The sequence below is a fragment of the Paenibacillus sp. NPDC058174 genome, assembly GCF_042883865.1.
GTDB lineage: Bacteria > Bacillota > Bacilli > Paenibacillales > Paenibacillaceae > Pristimantibacillus.
Genome location: NZ_JBHVUY010000001.1, coordinates 261479 through 283298, shown reverse-complemented (window position 1 = coordinate 283298; position 21820 = coordinate 261479). Strand labels below are relative to the sequence as shown.

16 protein-coding genes are annotated in these 21820 nt (G+C 52.1%); all 16 read right to left on the bottom strand.

All coding sequences use genetic code 11. The annotated features are described in order from the left end of the window. Nucleotides 1-1477: 1477 nt before the first annotated feature. The 16 genes from ACFVVF_RS01240 to ACFVVF_RS01165 all read right to left on the bottom strand — a co-directional run bounded on the left by ACFVVF_RS01240 (nt 1478) and on the right by ACFVVF_RS01165 (nt 21726). Nucleotides 1478-1798: a rhodanese-like domain-containing protein gene (locus ACFVVF_RS01240; RefSeq protein ID WP_387804653.1), complete on the bottom strand. Its 321-nt coding sequence runs from the start codon at nt 1796-1798 to the stop codon at nt 1478-1480. Next, nucleotides 1788-1919, bottom strand: coding sequence for a hypothetical protein (locus ACFVVF_RS01235; protein ID WP_387804651.1), 132 nt, complete (start codon nt 1917-1919; stop codon nt 1788-1790). Before ACFVVF_RS01235 ends, ACFVVF_RS01240 begins: the two co-directional genes overlap by 11 nt. Next, on the bottom strand, nt 1916-2227 hold the full coding sequence (locus ACFVVF_RS01230; RefSeq protein ID WP_387804649.1) for a DnaJ family domain-containing protein: 312 nt from the start codon (nt 2225-2227) through the stop codon (nt 1916-1918). The genes ACFVVF_RS01235 and ACFVVF_RS01230 overlap by 4 nt, the downstream gene beginning before the upstream one ends. Nucleotides 2228-2297: 70 nt before the next feature. After that, complete coding sequence (locus tag ACFVVF_RS01225) at nt 2298-5303, bottom strand: VWA domain-containing protein (protein WP_387808719.1); 3006 nt, start codon at nt 5301-5303, stop codon at nt 2298-2300. Beyond that, the gene (locus ACFVVF_RS01220) at nt 5293-7263 is read right to left on the bottom strand and encodes a vWA domain-containing protein (protein WP_387804647.1); all 1971 of its coding nucleotides are present in this window, start codon (nt 7261-7263) and stop codon (nt 5293-5295) included. The genes ACFVVF_RS01225 and ACFVVF_RS01220 overlap by 11 nt, the downstream gene beginning before the upstream one ends. Before the next feature lie 28 nt (nt 7264-7291). Continuing rightward, nucleotides 7292-8296 (bottom strand): DUF58 domain-containing protein, encoded by a 1005-nt coding sequence (locus ACFVVF_RS01215; protein ID WP_387804645.1) that lies wholly within the window; start codon nt 8294-8296, stop codon nt 7292-7294. Then, nucleotides 8293-9282 carry an AAA family ATPase gene (locus ACFVVF_RS01210; RefSeq protein WP_387804643.1) on the bottom strand — a complete coding sequence of 330 codons (990 nt, stop codon included), beginning with the start codon at nt 9280-9282 and terminating at the stop codon, nt 8293-8295. The genes ACFVVF_RS01215 and ACFVVF_RS01210 overlap by 4 nt, the downstream gene beginning before the upstream one ends. Nucleotides 9283-9291: 9 nt before the next feature. After that, the gene (locus ACFVVF_RS01205) at nt 9292-10998 is read right to left on the bottom strand and encodes a hypothetical protein (RefSeq protein WP_387804642.1); all 1707 of its coding nucleotides are present in this window, start codon (nt 10996-10998) and stop codon (nt 9292-9294) included. 92 nt (nt 10999-11090) lie between these two features. After that, nucleotides 11091-12011 carry an ABC transporter permease gene (locus ACFVVF_RS01200; protein WP_387804640.1) on the bottom strand — a complete coding sequence of 307 codons (921 nt, stop codon included), beginning with the start codon at nt 12009-12011 and terminating at the stop codon, nt 11091-11093. Continuing rightward, nucleotides 12008-12940, bottom strand: a complete 933-nt coding sequence (locus ACFVVF_RS01195) for an ABC transporter ATP-binding protein (RefSeq protein ID WP_387808716.1) — start codon at nt 12938-12940, stop codon at nt 12008-12010. The genes ACFVVF_RS01200 and ACFVVF_RS01195 overlap by 4 nt, the downstream gene beginning before the upstream one ends. 53 nt (nt 12941-12993) lie before the next feature. Then, nucleotides 12994-15342, bottom strand: a complete 2349-nt coding sequence (locus ACFVVF_RS01190; protein ID WP_387804638.1) for a DUF7408 domain-containing protein — start codon at nt 15340-15342, stop codon at nt 12994-12996. A 150-nt stretch (nt 15343-15492) separates the two neighbouring features. After that, the gene (locus ACFVVF_RS01185) at nt 15493-15804 is read right to left on the bottom strand and encodes a YbjQ family protein (RefSeq protein WP_387804636.1); all 312 of its coding nucleotides are present in this window, start codon (nt 15802-15804) and stop codon (nt 15493-15495) included. A gap of 101 nt (nt 15805-15905) precedes the next feature. Next, nucleotides 15906-16226, bottom strand: coding sequence for a DUF3889 domain-containing protein (locus ACFVVF_RS01180; protein ID WP_387804635.1), 321 nt, complete (start codon nt 16224-16226; stop codon nt 15906-15908). Nucleotides 16227-16372: 146 nt separating this feature from the next. Further along, nucleotides 16373-19534 carry an efflux RND transporter permease subunit gene (locus ACFVVF_RS01175; protein WP_387804634.1) on the bottom strand — a complete coding sequence of 1054 codons (3162 nt, stop codon included), beginning with the start codon at nt 19532-19534 and terminating at the stop codon, nt 16373-16375. Nucleotides 19535-19565: 31 nt separating this feature from the next. After that, a complete protein-coding gene (locus ACFVVF_RS01170) occupies nt 19566-20255 on the bottom strand; it encodes a response regulator transcription factor (RefSeq protein WP_387804632.1) in 690 nt (229 codons plus the stop codon). After that, entirely contained in the window at nt 20233-21726 is a 1494-nt protein-coding gene (locus ACFVVF_RS01165) for a sensor histidine kinase (RefSeq protein WP_387804630.1), read from the bottom strand. The genes ACFVVF_RS01170 and ACFVVF_RS01165 overlap by 23 nt, the downstream gene beginning before the upstream one ends. Nucleotides 21727-21820: the final 94 nt, after the last annotated feature.

Here is a 21820-nt window from a genome sequence, read left to right as displayed (position 1 = left end):
ATGTCCTGCCTCATCTATATGACGGACAGGCCGGAGTCATGAATAAGCAGCGGAAAAATATGCGATGATGCATGGAGCTATAATTTTCGTCGGAGAGTTGGGTTAGTTCCTACTTCTTCGTCCTGTACATTTTGCTCTCTGCTATTCACTGGAAGAACCCCCGTCCCACGGCAGCTCGAACGTAAGCTTACAATAAACCATCTCTCTCTCTCAGACAACGAAGCACATTCGCTATTTAGTGAACTAACTTTCGCTGTAGGAGCCCCTGCCAGCAACCACCCCACTGTACAACGAACCTAGCTTCGCTACTCGCGAACCTAGGTTCTCCAATTGCGAAGATAGATTCGCTATCAGGTACTGCTAACCACTCCTCACCGCAATTAACGAATTTACCTTCGTTATTTTACGAACCTGCTTCGCTCTACGATCAGTCTCTGGCTGTCGACATTAGACTGGCTTCACTTAGCTACGGGCCTATGGCTGGCTACTTTAGACTGGCTTCGCTCTGCTGCCGGCCTATGGCTGGAGACCTCGAACTAGCATCTCTCGGCGATCGGCCAGCCATCTGACGGTGACCTTGGACTAATACCACTTGCACCGCTTACAATGAACCATCCCACGCACAGACAACGAAGCACATTCGCTATTTAGTGAATGAACTTTCGCTGTAGGAGCCCTTGCCAGCACCCACCCCACCGTACAACGAATCTAGCTTCGCTACTCGCGAACCTAGGTTCTCCAATTGCGAAATTAGATTCGCTATCAGGCTCTGCTAACCACTTCTCACCGCAAATAACGAATTTACCTTCGTTATTTTGCGAACCTGCTTCGCTCCGCGACCAGTCTGTCGCTGTCGACATTAGACTGGCTTCACTTAACTACGGGCCTTTGGCTGGCTACTTTGGATTGGCTTCGCTCTGCTACCGGTCTATAGCTGGCGACCTCGGACTCGCGTCTCTCGGCGATCGACAATTCATCGGACGGTGACCATGGACTAATACCACTTGCACCGCTTACAATGAACCATCCCCGCACAGACAACGAAGCACATTCGCTATTTAGTGAAGTAACATTCGCTGTAGGATCCCTTGCCAGCACCCACCCCACCGTACAACGAATCTAGCTTCGCTACTCGCGAACCTAGGTTCTCCAATTGCGATAAAAGATTCGCTATCAGGTACTACCAACCACTTCTCACCGCAAATAACGAATTTACCTTCGTTATTTTGCGAACCTGCTTCGCTCTGCGGTCACCTTATGACTGGCTGCCTCAGACTGGCGCCACTCCGCGATCAGCCTGTGGCTGGCGACCTCGGACTGACTTCTAGCCATCGATAAGCCATACCTTGGACTGGCTGCACCGCTTTACAATCAGTCATCAGAGAGCCGCTTGTAGCGGCTCGCAAACTAACGAAAAACCCCCTGGCAACTTGCAAAAATGCAAGTTGCCAGGGGGTTCAACAAGTTCTCTATTTACTTAAGCGCCGAACTCAACTTCGCCTTGCCATTGAAGCATGCCGCCAGTCATGTTCGTCACTTTATAGCCTTGCGCCTGCAGGAACTCGCAAGCTCTGCCGCTGCGGTTGCCGCTGCGGCATACGATGATGAGATCTGCTTCTTTATCCAGCTCATTAACACGCTCTTGCAGCTCCGACAGCGGAAGGCTGCTAGCCTCTTTAATATGACCGGACTCCCATTCGTCGATCTCACGAACGTCGATCAGGTTAAGCTGCTTGCCTTCATTTAATAATCCTTCAACCTCTTCAGGTGTAATTTCTGGAAACATGCTATTCGTCATTCCCTTCGATTTTTCTCTCGATTTGCGTCTCATATTGCGTAAAGGCAGGCGACTGGCTCCAGCTCCGGGACTCCATCATCATCCGATAACGCAGAAGCTTTTCATTGAGCCGGCGATTCAACGCTTCCCGCTCCGTATCATTCCTGCATAATTCCAGCAATTCCTGAAGTGTAACCATCTCTTTGGCCAATCCTCCGGCACGAGACCGGCATTTTTCAACAGCTTGAATCCAACCCGAAGTTCCTCGGGCACATACGACAAATCCTCCAGTTCAAGCGGTTTGCCCTTCCCTTTCAGCTGGTCGAACTCGCCTCGTGCCATCGCTTCCTGAATACGCTGCTCGACAAGAGTGGACATCCAATCCATCGCCATCACTCCTTCTCTTGCATTGTATCGCTCAGCAAAGCTACTGTCCAGCCAACTCAACATCAAAGCTGTAATAGCATCCCGCACAAAACTTAGAAGCTCCAGAACTGAGCAGAACTCCTCATCTTTTCAGTTACCGTTTTGTACGATTTTTGGCTGCAAGCAGACGGCTCATTTTGTCGTTTCCATCGCCTTGCTGCGTATTCGCTTTCCCTGGTTCTTGCCCTTGATCTCGACCCTGCCCCTGACCTTGCCCTTGTCCGCCCTGGCCTTTACCTTGTCCTTGAGCCGCTTTTTCTTGACCTTGCCGTAGTCCGTGCCCCGGCATCTTTCCGGCATCCGAATCTGGTCGCTTCAAGTGTACTGGCTGATTCCGGTCAACCCCAGTTGGCCGCGGCCCCAAAGAAGAACCACTATGCCCTCCAGCTGGCCGTGAACTATTTATAGCAGGAGCCTCTTCCTTGCCCCTATCGTAAAATTCAGCCGTCCGGCTTTTCCGCTGCTGCAGCCTGGTCATCGATTGCGAGGACAAATCTCCGCCCGGAGCAGCCTTCAAGCCTCCTCTGCTCCAACCGCGCATCCGCTGCCGCAGCCAGCTAGCCAAGCGCGACCAAGGTATCGATATCCGCCTAAGTGCAATATCTGCCAGCAGTAAAAGTAAAGCCGCTATAAGCAAGGAACGCGACCAATCTATTAACTGGCGCTGCTTCTCAGGATCAAAGCGGAAAGCCTCTCCCGGTTTGTCCAGCGACAGCACTCTGCCGCCCGTCGCCTCGGCAAGCTGCTTCAGCGCTTCAGCATCATTATTAACAGACAGCTTATATTCCGGTGAATATGGAATCACGAAGCCCGAAGTTGTGCCTCCGCCTTCTTCTCCCCCAATTCTCATTAAATAAACGCCCGGCTGAGTCACTGACAAACTCGCTTCATATTCACCCGGTGCAATCGGAATAGGCTCCAGCTTCTGCGTCTCTCCTGCATCATTGTTGACTACAGCATTCAGCTTCGCCGCCAGATCGGAGTCGCCGCTTTCCGAACAGATTACAATGTTTGCTTTCCGGCCATCCAGCTCGGCGTTAACCTGGTAAGGCACGCTTTCGAATTGCGGGAACGTCCACTTAATCCATTCTGTCAGCACGCCCGGAAGCGACTGCCAATTGACCCAGTCTCGCGACCACCGTCCGGTCATGTCGCTGGTCCATGCGACTGCTCTGCCCGAACCGTAAGGCCAGCGGGCCAGAATGGGATCTCCGTCGGGCGACAGCAATGCAACTTCCGCCGTTTCTTTAGCCGTTGTCGCAATATAGGCATTCAATTGAGGAAGACCATTTTTCCATAATGCCGACCAGTTGCCGGATTGCCCAAGGGCAGGCGTAAACGTCTGCTCCACGATATAGGTTCGCGACATCATAACCGTCTCACGGCTGAAAATAGCCGGAAGCGTGCTTTCATCTTTTGTAAAATAATAGCGTCCCTTAGCAGCCTCGGCCAGGCTCTTCAGCAGCATTTGGTCAGCACCGTCGCCTACGGCAACCGTCGACATCGTCATTTGCTTGTCCACCATCGACGAGGTTAACGCGCTGTAACCCGGGTTCGTCGAAGACTGGCCGTCCGTCAGCAAAATAATATGCTTCCGCTGCGCCTGCACCTCCAACAGCTTATTATAAGCTTCACTCAGCGCCGTGTAGATTTCTGTACCGCCTTCGGGCTGGATGCCTTGAATTTGCGAAATAATTTTTTTGCGGTCGGTCAGCTTCGTCGGTTCGACAATCCACCATGGCGATGAATCGAAGGCAACGACCGCCACGGTATCTTCATCCCGCATGAGTTCTATGGTCCGCATCGCCGCTTCCTTCGCCAGCTCAAGCTTGCCCCCGTCCATACTGCCGGAGCGGTCGATTACTAGTACGAGACCTAATGTTGGAATTTGGCGTTTTCCTTTCAAATCCATATAGACCGGCAAGGCTCGTTCGATTGGTGTTTTAAAATAACCCCCAAGACCAAAGCTGTCATTGCCGCCCAGCATAACCAGTCCAATTCCATAGTCGCTTACGGCTTTCGCGATCCATTCCATCGGCTTCTCAGCAATTCGTGTAGCGGGCACATTGTTCAAAATGATGCTGTCATAGGCGGCATAGGAGGCCAGCTCCACTGACAGCCGTTCAGGTGCTATCGTGTCATAGCCGATAAAAGAAGCCTTAAGCGCCGCTTCGACATTACCCGATGACCCCGGCTCCCCCTCGACAATAAGCACATTAGGCGGACCGCTCACTTTACTGAATCCATAGGCGACGTTGTTTTGCTCGCGCTCGTCTCCTTCGGCATATAGCTCAGCCCTAAACTGATGGAAGCCTGGTTCAAGCGCCGCGCTTTGCAGAGCAAATTGATTCTCTCCCGCTTCCAGCTGGACTGTGCTGCGTGACAATTCTCTATTGTCAGCATAAAGGCGAAGCTCGCCGCTGCCTGCTGTAGTGCTGTTAATTGTAAATTCAAAATTGAATTTCTCGCCCTGCCGCAAAGCTTGCGGTACGGTGAACGATTCGATCGCTGCATCCGTCAATTGCGGCGGCGTAATGGGAACGACGTCAACGGCAATGCCTGCGCTTTTTAACATATTCACCTGGCGCAGCATGCTTCCGGCATTCTCCGCACCGTCGGACATCACGACTATTCTTCCTCCGCCAGCCTGCTGCAGCAAGCCGGATGCCAGCCGCAGGCCTTGCGATACATCTGTAAACTGTCCATTGACCTTCGCCCGGAACGAGTATCGTTCTGCGTTAAGCATCTGCTCCGGTGAAAGCGCGCGTTCAACCGCAGCGTCAAGCCCGATTGCAACGATTCCCCCGCGATCATCGGCCGCTTTGTCCTTCATCGCTTGTGCAATCCATTCGCCGAGCTCTCGATCTGCGTTGACGCTGGCTGAGCGGTCGGCGACAAACACTACATTGCGCTGATCCGTCGTCCAATAGGGCTGTACTTGTGCCGCAATGGCAATTAGCAGCAGCATAATGACCGAGCGTATCGCCACGACGGCAGCCTTCCGGCCGCCCTTCAGCCTGGCCGTACCGCGAAGCATCCACCAGACGAACAACGCCCAAGGCAGGAGCAAGAGCAGAAATACCGGCGAGTTAACTTGCATGCCCACGGCGATACACCTCCCATTCTCCTGCCAAAACAAGGAGCAGCAGCAGCGCAATCCACGCAGCAGCTGAAGCTGTTGCCGCTGTCTGCGGAACTAATTGCCCGTTATCCTGCAGACTGCTCCCGCTTCCAGCACCGCCTGCCTCAGAAGCATACGAAGGCGCTATAGGCTCCACTTGGCCAAACGCTGCGCTTTCCGCTCCATCCGCGCTGACAGCCAGCAGACGGTCAGCTACAACTTTATTGGCTTTGTCATATTCGAGCAGCCGGTACAAGCCTGGAATCGACGGGGCCCTTACGTTATCAGCAGCAGTACCTTTAATCGTTACTGATTGTGACGCACTGCCATCTCCGTAACCGCTTAGCTGCTCTACCGCTTTCCACTGAGCGCTAACCGTCTCGCCGCTGAAAGACAATGGCAGCGCAGATCCGGCAACAGCGGTGCCGAGCTCGCTCCGGGAGCCGCCGCTCATCCAGTCTGCAGCTTGCATGACAAGCACCGGAAACTCCGGCCGCAGCGGCAAATCCGTATCCTGAAAATCAAAGGTGAACCGCAGCTGCGGCTTGCCCTCAACCTCGCCCGCGTAGATGGCAGGAACTCCTCCGTACGTGACGATAGCTTTGCCCCACAGCGGCGCATCTTTCGGCTTTAATAGCCGCCCGATATGCGTATCTGCAAAAGACAGGTAAGCCACGACCGGATGGTCGGCCAGCTCCACCCGGTTATTGCCCGGTACAACCGTCTCCGTCCCCGCCGGATGATCGATGTACCAGACCGGTTTTGATTTCAGCAGCTTTTCCCAGCTTTTATCGGCAAGCAGCTTGTCACCGCTGCCATCGACGACGATCCAATCCAGCTGCTTCTGATCGTCTGCGTCAGGTATATATTGCTCCGGGTCAGCTTTGACCGTGGAGACGCCTGCCAGTTGAAGCGCTTTTTCCAGAAAAAGATTGCCCTTGCTGACAAGAAGCGCTCGCTTGGTTCTAGACTCGGACGGAAATTGATACGCGACATCATCCGCTGAATAGCTATCATTCCCGCCAGCCAATTGCGCCTTATAATAAGCTGCTCCAGCAGGCAGCTTATTCACCGTCAAGCTCGTCCAGCCTCCGGCTTCAGCTTTAACCGACTCCGTCGCAAATGGCTTTGCTGATCCGTCCGCATACACATTTACTTTGAATTGCTGCGCGGTATCCGCATCGTTGCGTATCGTAATGACTGCCTTATTGAATCCTGTTGCGTCCGGATCGTTTTTTACGCCAAAATGAACAATTGCGCGATTAAAGCTTGGCGCAGCTTCCGTGCCATTTGCTCCTGCCAGCATCAGCTTGGCGTGAAGCTGCAGTTCATTAACTGCGCTTGCATCACTCCATCTTCCATCGCTGTAGAGCATAATTGAGCCGTCCGGCTCATCGCCGAGCAGCGAATCGGCCAAAGACAAGGCAGCCAAATTGTCGCTGGCTCCAAAGTCAGGCTCCAAAGCACGCAGCGCCGTCAACGCATCGCGATGCGACAGCTCGCCCGATGCGATCATTACCGGCTGCTCGCCAGTAGCGATGATTGTAATGCGCCGGCCTTCCTTTTGCGCGGTGATCCAATCCTCTGCCAGCTGCACGTTTTGCTCCAGCATAGAGCGTCCGTCTTCCGATTGCACAGTCATGCTTGCCGAACGGTCCATCACAATTACCGTATGGCCGGATGCCGCCGATTCCCGGGTCCAATAGGGCTGCATAAGCGCCAAAACAAGCAGCGCAGCAGCGAACAATTGCAGCAGCAGCAACGGGCGGCTGCGCAATTTTTGCCATGGCCGGTTGGCCTCCTGCTCCCGCAGCACGCGATTCCAAAGCAAATGGCTGGAAATTTCAGTATCGATATACACCCGTTTCAGTACGTACATCAGAACGATTGCGGGCAGAGACAGCGCAAAGATAGCGGATATAGGCGATAAAAATTGCATGGCAGTCTCCCCTCCTCCCGATCCTCCGTTAAGTTTTGCTTCGCAGCACGCCGTGCTGCAGCAGTTCCCGGTTGATTACTTCCGTTAACGAATCTGCCGATGAGATGAACATGTACTGGACGCCCCGTTCCCCGCATAATCGGCTCAAATCTTCGCGGTACTGATCGACCGCTTGCTTATACTGGGCGAGCAGCGGGTAGGCAATGGCAACATCCTTGCCGGAACCGAGCTCGCTGTCAATCAGCTTCAGCTCGCCGCTCAGTGCAGGATTCAACTCTTCTGGACTTAGCACATGGACAAAAACAACCTTTTGCCCCGCAGCGATTAATCGTAATATTGCTTCTTCAATACCGGTCTCATACATCGCGTCGGTAATCAAAAACGTGACGCCGGCCCGCATCGGCCGGCCCCTCAATCCGCCCAGCGCTTCATCCAGTGATAGCACAGCCGGACGCTGGGCAGTGAAATCGCTGCCGGTACCAGCCGGCTGTGCCGCTGCCTGTGACCCCGGCATCGCTTTCCCAAAAAATTGAAACAGCTGCGGCAAAGAGCTTCGCCCTCTAAGGGGCTCCAGCTCCCTATTCAGCCCGTTATCGCCGAATAACCGGGCGGTTACGCGGTCCTCGCCGGTCAGCGAAGCATAGCCAATGCAAGCTGCCAGCCGCAGCGCAAACCGAAGCTTGTTGTGCTCTGACTCCTCACCGTATGACATTGAACGGGACACGTCAACCAGCATATGAACCGTTAATTCTTGTTCGTCCCAGTACTGGCGCATATACGCGCGGCCCGTACGTCCATAGACGTTCCAGTCTAGACGGCGAATGTCATCGCCAGGAGCATAAGGCCGGTAATCGGCAAATTCCTGGGAGCCGCCGAGCGAGCTCGATCTTCTTTTGCCCGCTAGCGTTCCTTTTACCCGGCTTCCCGCAGCAACGCTCATTTGATCCAGCCTGGCAAGCAGCGAAAGATCCGGAAAGAGCAGCTTTATTGCTGCCTGCGCATCGATCGGAGACCGCCCTGTCTGTTCATTCATCGCTGCGCCTCCAACGCAGCCAGAATCGTCTCGGTTATCCGGTCAGTCGATATGCCCATCGCCTGCGCCTCATAACCTAACACGATACGATGGCGAAGCGCTGGAACCGCCACAGCCCGAATATCATTCCAGGATACATGCAGCTTGCCAGAGCACAACGCTCTCACTTTGCTGACGGCGATAATCGCTTGCACAGCCCGAGGCCCGGCACCAAACCGGACATACCGCTTCACATCCTCCGGTGAATCGCCTTCTCCCGGATGCGTCATCATGACAAGCCGGACTGCAAGATCAAGCACATCCTCAGCAACGAGCAAATGCTTGGCATACAGCTGCAATTCCCTTAGCTGCTCTCCGCTCATGACGACACTCGCCTTCGGCTGCTCTGCAGAGGTTGTGCGCAATACAATTTGCTTCAGTTCATCCCTTGTCGGATAATCGACGCCTATCTTTAATAAGAAACGGTCCAGCTGCGCTTCAGGCAGCGGATAAGTTCCCTCTTGCTCGATCGGGTTTTGCGTAGCCAGTACGAAAAAAGGCTTCGGAAGCGCATGCGTCTGACCGCCTGCCGTTACCGTTCCTTCCTGCATCGCTTCCAGCAGCGCGCTTTGCGTCTTTGGTGTCGCTCGGTTAATCTCGTCGGCCAGCACCAGATTGCCGAAGATCGGCCCCGGCTGAAAACGCTGAGCCGCCGCCCCTTGCGCGCCGAAATCAATCAGTGTCGTTCCGGTAATATCGGAGGGCATTAAATCCGGCGTGAACTGAATACGGGAAAATTGCAAGTCGACCGTATCGGCGACCGTTCGGATCAGCATCGTTTTGCCAAGCCCCGGAATCCCCTCCAGCAGCGCATGACCGCCCGCCAGCAAACACCAGAGCAATTGCTCGACTACTTCTTGCTGGCCGACGATAATCCGTCCGATTTCCTCTTTCAAGGCGGCGATGCGCGCCGCCGCTTCTTCCACTTGCGTCTTTGATTCGATCATGAGCTCACCTCAACGATTAGGCTGTATTTGGTCAAAATAGTCTTTTACTTTATTTTGCATGCTTTGCGGAAGCTGCGAACGGGATAAGGCCTTCTTCGCTTCAGCCGCATACTCACTGTATACATCCTCGTACGAACGGGTCATGCCGTCCAGCATCGGGGAAGGGTCGCCTGTCGTTTGCGTCTGTCCGCCAGTCGAAGGACCGCCGTCCTGCTGGACATTGCCTGAGCCTTCCATATCGCGCGGCGTCGTAATCAAACCGCGGCCGCCTTGACCAGTGCCGCCGTGCAGGCCGCCTGTGCCGCCCCCGCCGCTGCCTGATCCTGAACCTGATCCGCTGCCTTGGCCAGATCCGGAACCGCTCCCGCTTCCCTGACCAGACCCGGCGCCTGCTCCGCTTCCTTCTCCAGAGCCCGCTTCGCTGCCTTTACCGCCAGCTCCACCTTGCCCTTGCTCACCGGACTGCCCCGACGAGCCCGAGCCGCTGCTGGAACCGCCGCTTGCTCCTGAACCGGCTGAGCCGCCGCCAGCAGACGCCCCGCCCGGCATCCCGGATGAGCCGGAACCGCCCTGTGCTTGCTGCGCCGCTTGGCCGCTCTCTGCCAGACGCTCTGCCATCATTCGGGCCAGCGCCTCCAACTGCGCCTGCGAAAGCTCACTGCCGAGCGCTTCTTCCAGCTGCGACAAAGCATCGCCTCCCGCTGGCTTGCCCTCTCCCTCTTCGCGTGCCTGCTCCGCAGACTGCTCCAGCGCATTCGCCAGCGCGCTGTCCTTCGGCTGTTCTTGAGCCAGCCGCTCCAATGCCTTCGCAATGGCTTCCTTCTGCTCTGGCGTGAGCCGCTGCAGCTCTGAGCGCATATCGCCGATCGCCTGCTTCATGCCCGCAGCGTCGCGATCCTTCAGCGCTTGCCCCAGCTTGCGAAGCCCGGGCTCGCTGTTCATTGCATCAGCAGCGGCATCAAGCCTTTCGGCTGTTTGCCGCGCTGCTTCAGCCGTTCGTTCCAGCTCCTTGATCGCTTCCTCCAGCTCTTTCATCGCCTCCGCTGAATTCGCCTTCTCCAGCTTGCTGCGCAGCTCCTCAAGCGTCTCCGCAATCTGCCGCTTCGCTTCTTCCGGCAGCTTGGCTTCATCCAGCTGCTGTGTAAGTTCCTCCACCTGGTTTTCCATTTGCTCTAGTCCTAATTCTGCAGCAGCCATCGCCTTCGCTTTCTCATCTAGCGGATTAGGCCACAAAAGCAGAAGCGCCGTTAATACCCAGACTGCTCCAGTAACTAGAACAGATCGCCGCCAGCTTCCCCAGGCAGGCCATGGAAGACGGCTGTTCAATTCCGCCGTATACCGGCCAGCCTCATTCAGCGCTTCTTGCCGCTGCAAACGGACGATAACCGGCTCGCTGTCTCCGGAACGCTCCAGACCGTCAAGCGCTGTTGCTACTGCATCATCGGTATGCTCCTTATCCATAACACGAGCTGCATCCCTTATTGAGGCACGCTTCCAGCAGCCAAGCGCAGCTCCTGCGAATACGCCAATAAATATCAGCACGACAAGCCAGAGCTTGGCATGCAGCATCGGAAGCAAGCGGCTGAGCCCCAGCACAAGCAAGCCTGCAAAGCTGCCGCCCAGCAAGCCGGCCAGTACATAGCGGCTTATGGTAAACAACGTCAAGCGGTTGCGCACGGGCGTCAGCAGCTCGATCAACTTTCGCTTTTCTTCCATAAATGGCGATTCTCCTTCCAATTTCGCCGGCTAAAGCATAAATAACGGAGCACCCTTTCGGCACACCCCGTTATTTCGCACCAATCGCCGTTCTATTTATTTCTCCGCTTCAATCTCGGACGCAGCTTTGCAATGCTCAGCCACAGAGCACCCGCCGAAATCAAGGCGTAAATAATCATAAATTCATGCCATAATTGAAGAACAGGCTTTTGTGAAACTTGCTGCCCCCTGTTGTAAATCTCATAGATTTCCTGCGATACATTAGGATCAAGAATGGTATACAGCGCTACTCCCGGATTCCAAGCCAGTATGTGGCCGATCCAGTTATAGACTGCGGGATTGACCGCACTGTTCGCTGTACTGCCCGTCACGCTTAACGCCACATAAAAAATAAGCAGCGTGCCGACATAAATGAACAGCGTAACTCCGTAGGTCACGATAACGGAAATCATCGTACGTTTGAACAGAGTCGAGAATAGTATACCTAGCGAGCCTAGCATAATCATCATAAAAAAGTAATAGATAAACACTTGAAAGAGCTGCGAAGGCGAAATCCCGCCATACAGGAAGACCATGCTGTATACCGGTATCGTGCTGACGACGATTAGAACCATAAAGCCAAGTGATGATACCAGCTTGCTCAAAATAATTGTCGTCGAGCTCTGCTGCGTCGTCAGCAGCAGATTAAGCGTCTGCTTCTCCCTCTCTCCGCTAATGACGCCAGCCGTAAGCCCGGGAGCCATAAATGTAATGAGGCCTAGCTGAGCGAAGCTTAGAAAATAAAACAGAATCCGGCTGCGCTCCGGATTAAACGACGCGGAGCTGCCGCTCAGCTCTTGCGTCAAGTAAATCGCGCATAGCGCCATCAAGCCGATTGCGAATAAATAGGCGAACATCGTCCACATGGAACGGGCCGTCCGCATGCGCAGTCTGAATTCCTTGTCCAGCACGGGATTGATTAGCCTGGAGCGCCAGCCGCCGAGCCCTTTTCCGGCAATGCCTTCGTTTCTCATGAGATCGCTTCGCCTCCTTTCGTAATTTCCAAGAAGATATCTTCCAGATTCGTTTGTCCTTCGCTGAACGATATGAGCTTATAGCCGGCTCCTATCATCTGTTGAAGAAGCTCTGCCTGCTCTTCGTCATGGCCGCTATAATGAACATGAATGCCGCGCTCGTCGCGGAGCACGCGGTTAACGAATGGCTGCTCGCTCAGCCAATGCTCGGCTTCTTCAGCCTGACTCAGCAGCCGGACCGACAAAATCCGTTTCACCCGCATCCGGTTTTGAATGTCCGCAACATTGCCCTTGGCGATCATTTGACCGTGCTCGATAACGCCGATCTCATCAACCATCTCCGCCAGCTCCGGCAAAATATGCGAGGAGATAATAATCGTTTTGCCCATTGCCTTCAATTCCCGCAAAATTTCTCTCATTTCGATCCGCGCCCGCGGATCAAGCCCGGAGGCCGGTTCATCAAGAATGAGCAGATCCGGGTCATGGACGAGACAGCGCGCCAGACATAAGCGCTGCTTCATCCCCCGTGACAACGTATCCACATAGGCGTCCTTCTTATCGCTCAAATTAACGAGCTCCAGCAATTGGGGAATTAATTGCTCCCTCTCCTGCTTCGGTATTCCATAGCTCGCGCCATAGAAATGCATGTACTCCAACGTTTTAAATTGATCGTAAACGCCGAAGAAATCCGGCATATAGCCGATCCGCTTGCGAACCTCCGCCGGATATTCAGTAACATCAAAGCCGTCCACCTTCGCATAACCGGAGGAAGGCGCCATTAACGTCGCCAAGATTGACATCGTTGTCGATTTTCCCGCACCGTTGGGACCGACAAAGCCAAATACCGTACCCTTGGCGATTGTCAAATCTATCGATTTCAGCGCTTGAAACGTGCCAAAGCTTTTAGTCAGGCCTCTTATTTCAATCATCGGCGTTTCCGCCGGCTCGATAACTTGCTCTATTTCATTTGTCATATTTGTCATTATCGTACTGCCACTCCTTCCAGCCCAATCATCGGCAGACGGGCATCCCCATCCGTCGCAGCTACCATCTTCATTCGTATCGTGTTGGACGGGTCGATATACATTTTTGCATCCATCTCCGCAGCCGCAGGTACCCAATCTCCGCTAGCTGCGTTAAAAATCAGCCACTGAAGATTCGTCGTATTAGCCAGCATGGAGAATGATAGTTGATCGTATTTCACCTTTTCATTCGGCACATGGAATTCGAATTCCAATTCGCCCGGGCTGAAGTTCATATTTCCGTCGCCATATTGGTCTAGCCGCTGCATCGTATGTGTAGTGACGACAGGCTGCATAGCGCCAGCCGGTACGGTAACACGGCCATCCTTTTCCGATATAAGCGTACCGATCTGCTGTACCCACATGGTCAAATTATCCGTTCTCACAGCATCATTGTTTACTTGGAACATTGGTGCATGGTCCTCGCTAAAGCCGATAACACGCGGAAGCATCTGTGAAGCAGGATTAGCGGAATTCCAGTACATATCCATCAGCTCGCGGTGCCGGTTATATTTGCCGTCATCTCTGCCGTTGCCATAAGGAAATAAAGCAGAAGAGAATGGATAATACATCCCGCTATTTGCAGAAGGGACAGACGGAATCGAGACTGACTTGGCTTCCTTCGGCGCCAAATCACCTACATTAATCAGATTGCCGCTAATAATTAATGCAACATGATGCATGGCTTCCTCGGTGTTGTTCGTAACTTCAAGCTGCTGCGTCCCATTATTACTACTGTAAGCAAGCCCGAAATTTCCTGTGCTTTTATCCAAGGCAATACCATCATACCAGGCTTTCCGGGTTGACCAATAGGCAACAGAATTCCATTGCATCGTCGTCCCCTGATCATTCATCAATACTTGCGTATTGCCCGAGAGATTTAATTGTCCGCCGCCTTCGTTAGATAAAGGCCGCAGAGGAACAGCATGGTCGAAATGAGCTTTAATGGTGCCGCCATTAGGAGAAAACACGCCAAAAGCACCCGATCGAACGCCTCCTCCTTCAGGAGCCAGTTCTACTATCGATACAGAATGGGCCAGAAAGCTTCGTTTATCCTCAGCTCCAAAGATAAATATCGCCACGCCCATTACGACAGCGAGCGTTGGCACCAGCCACCAGGTCCATTCTCTCCGGTCCAGCCTTTTCAGCAGGAAATAGAGCACTGGCGCCGCAACTAACATATACAAAACGAACATCCATAATAACAAGCCAAATTTAGGCGGATTAATAGAAGGAAACTTATCGACTATGTTTTGAACATTCCAATACGAATTGGAATACAGAACCATATTGCCCTGCATAATCGGAGACAAGCTGTCCTTCAGCAGCTTTGCATATACCAGTTCACTGCCATTCCATGATGCAATCGGCTCAAGCGAAGGGTCGAAGGCGACGTATATAACGCTGCCGCTTCCTACAGGCCGGGTAATAGCAAGCGGTATCCCATTCTCAGACAAAACCGTATTGCCTTCAATAATTGAACCGGTTGATACGGTTACCGGTGTTGCCGATTTCCATTCCTTTCCGCTTTCCTTGCTAAGTGAAGACGGTTTAGTCAGCGAAGAGGTTCCTTCTTGCTTTAATGGCGCTATCGATTCGAAAGCCTGTGCGGTTTTGCTATAACCTGCACCGCCTGACAGCATTAGTGTTCCTCCTGCTTTCACCCAATCCTGGATCGCCTTCACCCGCTGCTCGTCCCAGCCAGAAGTCGCAACGTCATTGATAACGAGCAAATCGAAATAATCAAGCAGGATCGATGAATTCGGCAATTGCTCTTCCTTTAGCGGGATAACGGATAAATTATAGCCTTGCACATTCAATGAAGGCATGAAGTTCAGCGTGTCCGGATCGCTTGCAAGAACGCCTATTGAATAATTAACAATAGATGAGCTTAATAGATAGGAGCTGCCGGTCTCGATGCCGACCTTTTCCCCTGACTTATACGAGCCTTTATAAAAACGGATTAAATTGTTTTTCTCATTAAGCGTCATACCGGGAATGGCAATTGTCAATTCAACATCACTGCCACGGGGCAGCTCCGCCGGTACGACATAATCCGTTGTCCCTCCATAATTGCCAGCTATCGTAATAACGACTTCGCCCTTTAGGTCGGCTTTCGTCATATTGGTTAACGTTAGACGGGCAGGCGCCCACTTGCCTTCCTTCACATTCCCTTGATAACCGACGCTAGCCTTGACAGAAATGCCGTTAAAATCAGCAGCGCTGATTTTAACGCCTAACTGAAAAACAGCGGATATCATTCCAACTAATACAATCAGTGCAACTATACGACGTAAGTGTTGCTTCACAATCAAGCCCCTCTCCTCTATGTATATCCATCTCTATAATAACGGAAGCTCTCTTATATTTGTTGCATAATTTGACAAATTGAAAAATATAAGGATTAAAAAACGGCGATGCAGAAGTGAATCCGCTCGCCGTTTTCGTTAATTTGTTGATTAGATACGGACAGCCGTGCCGCTTACTGCTACCATCAGCATGCCTTCGCGAACAACCTCATAATCAATGTCGATAGCAACAACCGCATTAGCTCCAAGCCTGGATGCCTGCTGCTTCATCTCCTCAATCGCAACGTCCCTCGCTTCTTTCAGCTTGCCCTCATAGGCACCTGAACGGCCTCCGATAATGTCGGTAATGGAAGCCAAGAAATCGCGGACAACGTTAGCGCCCATAATCGCTTCGCCGGTAACAACTCCGGTATATTCCAATATTGGGCGCCCTTCAATAGTAGGTGTAGTGGTGATCAGCATCGTTTTTTCCCCCTTGCTTCCATAGAAGCATGATATATGGTTCTGAATGATTGTACGTTTCAAGATCAGATAATGTTTCGCTGCAGCTTACAATCCCGACTTTAGTCGAGTCTCTCGAAATCAATTTTGCCCGGCGCATTGGTTCGGAGATGAACATGTACACTAACTCTGACTCCAAATTCCTCGGCACCTCGCCTAAGCCGAAGCTTGAAACGTTCTTCAACCGCTTCCGAGCTATCTGGGTATCGCCCCTCATACTTGTAATCTACAATCTCCGCACCGTATTTGGATGCGGTCTCCTGTACCGCCAGCTTCCCCCATTTGGCATAATCGGGTTCTAATGCGGCTGCTTGATTTGAAATGGAAACCGATCCGGCAATAATACTTAATGCCAGCACGAGCGATATTATAATTCTGTTCAACTGCAAGCCACCCTTTCCGGCGTTTAATGAAACTCTCCATAGGGTAGGGTAGCCTTTACGAGAATCTGTTATACGGAACTAGGTAAAAGCAATTCATGAAAAAAGCCGCTCCGCTAGTTCGCGGAACGACTTTTTTGACTGCTCGATTATTGAGCCGTTTTTCTTTTGCGGTGCAGAAACTCGTAAACGATTGGTACGATGAACAGTGTCAGCAGCGTCGAACTTGTCAAGCCGCCGATTACTGTGATCGCCATCCCTTTCGAGATCAAACCGCCGGATTCGAAACCAAGTGCCAGCGGAAGCAATGCGCCGACAGTTGCAATAGCTGTCATCAGAATCGGACGCAATCGCGTGCCTCCCGCTTCCAGAAGCGCTTCGCGGACGCTTAAGCCGTCGCGCTCCTTGTGAATAACACGGTCGACGAGTACGATCGCATTAGTGACAACGATGCCGATGAGCATCAGCGCTCCGATCATCGCTGTAATGCTGAGCGATTCACCTGCGATCCACAATCCAACAAATGCGCCGATAACCGTGAACGGCAGGGAGAACAGAATCGCGAACGGTGTCAAAGCACCGCCGAATGTAATGACGAGTACCAAGTATACGATCGCAATGGCAGCCAGCATGGCAAGACCCAGCTGCGTGAACGATTCCGTCATTTGCTCGGTTACGCCGCCCATTTCGATATCCATACCAGATGGAAGCTTCATTCCGTCGATCATCGTCTTCAATTCAGTGGATACTGCACCAACATTGGATGCCGTAATGTCAGCAGACACTTCCGCATAAATGCGGTCGTTCTTACGGGTAATCGTGTTTGGCGATTCCCCTTCCTCAATGACAGCCACGTCTTTCAAAGCCACTTCCTTGCCCAGCGGCGAGGTAAGCTTGACGTTCTCCAGATCGGCTTTTTCCTTGTAAACCTTCTGCTCTACTTTCACGTAGACATTTAATTCTTTACCATCCTTCTCAATCTTCGTCAAAACCGGATTGCTCCTTGACGGACTGAGCGCCATTGCGATTTGACCTGCAGCCAGACCATTCTGGCTCAGCTTCTCTTGGTCAGCCACAATACGGTACTGCTCATACGTCTCGGACAAGCTCGTATCGACATTCGTCAAATTTTTGTTTTCTTTCAGTTTGTTTTGAAGCTCTTCTACAACAGGCTGCAGCGACTTCATATCAGGTCCGTAGACAACCATCGATACGTTAGAGCCGCCAAGTCCGCCGCCCATGAAATCCTGCTGTTTCCATTCGCCTTTGCCGCCCAGCTTCTGCAGCATGTCAATGACTTGTTCTTTCTCGCCAGCAAACTCTTTAAATGATTCCTCATATTTCAAATTGAACAAGGCTTGCTTCGAAGCGGCCGGGTTGAATGGATTGCCGCCGCCAACCGAATATTGCACAATTTCAAGTCCGGTGCGATGAAGCAACTGGCCTTCTGCTTTTTGAGACATTTCCTCAACTTGTTCCTTGGTTTCGCCAGGGGCCGGATTGTAAGTAACAACCATCGACTTCTCTTCGTCGCCCGGCAGGAAGCTCATGCCGATAACCGGAAGAAGGAAGCAGCTGCCGATCAGCAGCACCAATGCGATGCCAAATGCGATAAATTTATGATTAAGCGACCATTTGAGCGCACCCTTGTACCAATCCGCCAGTCGTCCCGGCTTCTCTTCATGCGCTTTGCCGGCTTTGATTCCGTTGCGGAACATCATATGGGCCAGCATCGGAACGACGGTAATCGCAACCAGCAGCGATGCCAGAAGGGCGAATACAATCGTAAGAGCAAACGGCATGAAGATCTCGCCGATCATGCCAGAGACGAGCGCGAGCGGCAGGAATACAGCGATCGTAACGATTGTGGATGACATGATCGGTACGAACATTTCCTTCGTAGCATCCAGAATCAGTTCTTTGCCCTTCAGCTTCTCACCGGTCAACGCCATCCGCCTGTATATATTCTCGATAACGACGATCGAGTCGTCGATAACCCGCCCGATGGCGACGGTCATTGCGCCCAGCGTCATAATATTGAGCGTAACGTCAAAACGGCTCAATACGAGAAGCGCAATCAGAATCGACAACGGAATCGATACGACAGCGATAATCGTCGAACGAATGTTGCGAAGGAAGATCAGAATAATGAATACGGCGATAATAGCGCCGATAATCGCTTTGCTGATCATCGTGTGGACCGAATCTTCAATCGGTTTGCCTTGGTCCAGGGAAGTAATTACTTTCAATCCGTCATTGTTTTTTTCCAAGTCAGCCATCTTGTTCTTCACGCCGTTGACGACATCTACCGTGTTGGCGTCAGCCGATTTGACGATGGAGATACCGATAGACAGCTCGCCATTCGTACGCGAGATCGAATCGGCTTTGTCGATAACTTTAAGATCCGCCACTTCGCTCAGCGATACGGTCGGAAGCTTAATATCAAGCGTCATGCCTTCTGGCAATGCGCCGCCTTGTGCTCCGCCGACAGGTCCGCCTGCCGGTGCGCCTGCTCCCATACCAGCGCCTGCACCTGCCCCAGCTCCTGCTCCGCTGCCAGCTCCTTGGGGCGTGTAAGGAATTTGCAGGTTCTTCAGATCTTCTTCCGTTACGATATTGCCGTCTACAAGCACTGTTTTTTCGGTTGAACCGAATTCAAAGATGCCGAGCGGAACCGATACGGCGTTGCCTTGAATAATGCCTTTGACTGTTTCTTCCGTCAAGCCGTACTTTGCCAGCTGCTCCGGCTTAAACGTCAGTTCCGCCTGCTTTACGTTTTGCCCGGAAATTTGAATGCTGGCAACCCCTTCGATGCCTTCGAGTTCAGGCACGATGTTCTGCTCTACATCCTTCGTTAATTGCTCCAGATCCATCTTATCGTTGGAGAGACTGAGTGCGAGAACCGGGAATGCATTCAGACTGATCCGCGATACACTAGGGCTTTGAGCGCCTTCCGGCAGGCTCAAGCCTGCTACGGCTTCCTTGATCTCAGTTGCCGCGGCGTCCATATCTACGCCGTAATCATATTCGATTACGATCGAAGAGGCATTTTCCATCGAAGTGGAATTTACCGTTTTTACGCCCTGCATATTGCGGGTACGCTGCTCGATCGGTTTCGTGACCTTCTCCATGATTTCCTCTGGAGCTGCTCCCGGGTAGACCGTCGTAACGCTCACAATCGGTACTGTAATATCAGGCATTGTCTCCATCTTCATGTTCAAGCCGGAATATAAACCGGCAAACATAATGATCGCGGTTAGAATCCACAAGGCAAACTTGTTGTTCAACGAAAACTTAATAATACTTTTCAAACGAATTCCACTCCTTCTCTCTCGTTCATACTTACACTTTAAAGCGGTAGCCTACGCCCCAGATCGTCTCGATATATTGCGGATTAGAGGGATCATGCTCGATCTTCTCCCGAAGCCTGCGGATATGAACCGTAACGGTCGCGATGTCGCCAACCGATTCCAGTCCCCATACACGCTCGAACAATTCTTCTTTATCAAACACACGATTCGGATGGGTCGCGAGCAGCAGCAGCAGATCATACTCCTTCGCAGTCAGCTGGGCTTCCTGATCATGAATGGTCACTCGTCTTGAAGGCTTGTCAATTGACAGCCCCCGAATATGGAGCTGATTGCCGGCGGCCCCTCTATCTCCGGTCAGCCTCTCATAGCGCGACAGATGAGCCTTGACCCGGGCGACAAGCTCGCTTGGGCTAAACGGCTTCGTCAAGTAGTCGTCAGCGCCCAATCCTAGTCCTCTAATTTTGTCGATGTCGTCTTTTTTCGCCGTTACCATAAGGACTGGAATATCGGAAGATTGCCGGATTTGCCGGCAGATTTCGAAGCCGTCCACCTTAGGCAGCATTAAATCCAAAATAATGAGATCATAGCTGCCTTCCACCGCTTTTTGCAGCCCGACATCGCCTCTCCCTTCGATTTCGACGGCAAAGCTGTGGCTTTCCAAATAATCGCGCTCCAGCTCTGCAATTGCTTTTTCGTCCTCAATAATCAATATTTTCTTCATCTTGTATCACCGTCTTGGCTTGAGTCGCAACGGGAAGCGCCACGTAGAACCGCGACCCGCCCTCTTGCGCATTTTCCGCCCAAACTCGGCCGCCATGCCCTTCTATAATTTGCTTCACGATCGCAAGACCTAGCCCGCTGCCGCCCGTCTCGGAATTCCGCGATTGCTCCGCACGGTAAAAGCCGTCAAAAATGTACGGCAAATCTTCGGGTTCTATGCCTGGACCGCTGTCTTCGATGACGATAACCGCCTCCCGATCGCTTCTTGTCTCCATTCGAACGGTTATCGTTTTGCCGCTTGCTTCACCGTCACCATGCAGCTCCCCCATATATTTCACACTGTTGCTCAAAATATTGCCGAGGGCGCGGCTCAGCTTCTCGGAATCGGCTGCGACATAGGGCGAAGGACCGCCGGATGTCAAATCGGAAATGCGGAAATCGATCTCCGACTTCTCCATATCAAACTGCTGTTCTTCCATAAAATAAAGCAAGTAGCTGCGCAGATCGATCACTTTGAAATCAAATGCGACCTTCTGCATATCGAGCTTCGAGAACAAAAACAATTCATCGATCAAACGGTCCATATCGGTCGCCTTGCGATAAATCGTCCGCATATAGCGTTCTCTCTTCTCATCGGTGTTGGCAATGCCGTCGACAATACCTTCCACATAGCCTTTAATGGCGGATATCGGTGTCTTCAAATCATGCGAGATATGCGACAGCAGCATTTTACGATTGTCCTCGTATTGCAGACTTTGATCGATAGAATGCTTTAGCCGGACACGCATTTCTTCGAAGGCATTCCCTAAATCGCCGACTTCCCCTTTGGATGTTGCATCAACCTTCTGGGAAAGATCGCCCTCCTTCATCAGCAGAGCCGCTTTCTTCAAATTCTGAATAGGAAGGATAATGCTGCGAGATACAAAGTAAGTGAGCAGCACACCGGTGAGACCGATAACGCAGAGTGCCGACAAGCCGAAAATCGGATGCCAGTACATCGGCACTTGATCTGCACGCAGCAAGAGCATGGCTCTGCCATCGTCACCGTTCGAATACGTAAAGCTTAGGGAGACGATTCGGAACCGGTACTGCTTGTACGCCACTTCGTCAGGTGTCGAATTCGCGTATTTTTGCCAATCCTCCTTTGGAACAAACTGCTTCAGATAGGAGGAAACCCCATTGAGCTCGCCATTGCGAAAAAATACGAAACCTGAATTTAGCTCCGCGAGCTTTGCATCCCATTTCGCCAATTCACCAGGCTCATCAACACGGTCCGGGTTGTTCTGGAGCGCATTGTGCAGCTCCCCGGCGGTAAAGGACTGGACATAGACGATCTCACTATTTTCCTTCAGGTCTCTCAGGTCCTCCACGCCGCTTAGAGACAGTGTTACGATCATAATCCCCGCAACTACAATAAAGGGGACAATCGTCATAAGCATGTAAGACAAATACAGCTTTCTACGGATGGACAACGGCAATCACGCCTAACCTTTTCTTTTGATTCGATGTAACTATCATTTATCTTAATGGGCAATTATAAACGGACGCTAAATCATTTCTTACAAA

Bases quoted from the DNA above. Each gene is read 5' to 3' on its own strand.
- ACFVVF_RS01240 (WP_387804653.1), bottom strand. From the start codon at position 1,798: ATGACGAATAGCATGTTTCCAGAAATTACACCTGAAGAGGTTGAAGGA.
- ACFVVF_RS01185 (WP_387804636.1), bottom strand. From the start codon at position 15,804: ATGCTGATCACCACTACACCTACTATTGAAGGGCGCCCAATATTGGAA.
- ACFVVF_RS01200 (WP_387804640.1), bottom strand. From the start codon at position 12,011: ATGAGAAACGAAGGCATTGCCGGAAAAGGGCTCGGCGGCTGGCGCTCC.
- ACFVVF_RS01220 (WP_387804647.1), bottom strand. From the start codon at position 7,263: ATGCAATTTTTATCGCCTATATCCGCTATCTTTGCGCTGTCTCTGCCC.
- ACFVVF_RS01170 (WP_387804632.1), bottom strand. From the start codon at position 20,255: ATGAAGAAAATATTGATTATTGAGGACGAAAAAGCAATTGCAGAGCTG.
- ACFVVF_RS01215 (WP_387804645.1), bottom strand. From the start codon at position 8,296: ATGAATGAACAGACAGGGCGGTCTCCGATCGATGCGCAGGCAGCAATA.
- ACFVVF_RS01230 (WP_387804649.1), bottom strand. From the start codon at position 2,227: ATGTTGAGTTGGCTGGACAGTAGCTTTGCTGAGCGATACAATGCAAGA.
- ACFVVF_RS01195 (WP_387808716.1), bottom strand. From the start codon at position 12,940: ATGATTGAAATAAGAGGCCTGACTAAAAGCTTTGGCACGTTTCAAGCG.
- ACFVVF_RS01205 (WP_387804642.1), bottom strand. From the start codon at position 10,998: ATGGAAGAAAAGCGAAAGTTGATCGAGCTGCTGACGCCCGTGCGCAAC.
- ACFVVF_RS01210 (WP_387804643.1), bottom strand. From the start codon at position 9,282: ATGATCGAATCAAAGACGCAAGTGGAAGAAGCGGCGGCGCGCATCGCC.
- ACFVVF_RS01225 (WP_387808719.1), bottom strand. From the start codon at position 5,303: ATGCAAGTTAACTCGCCGGTATTTCTGCTCTTGCTCCTGCCTTGGGCG.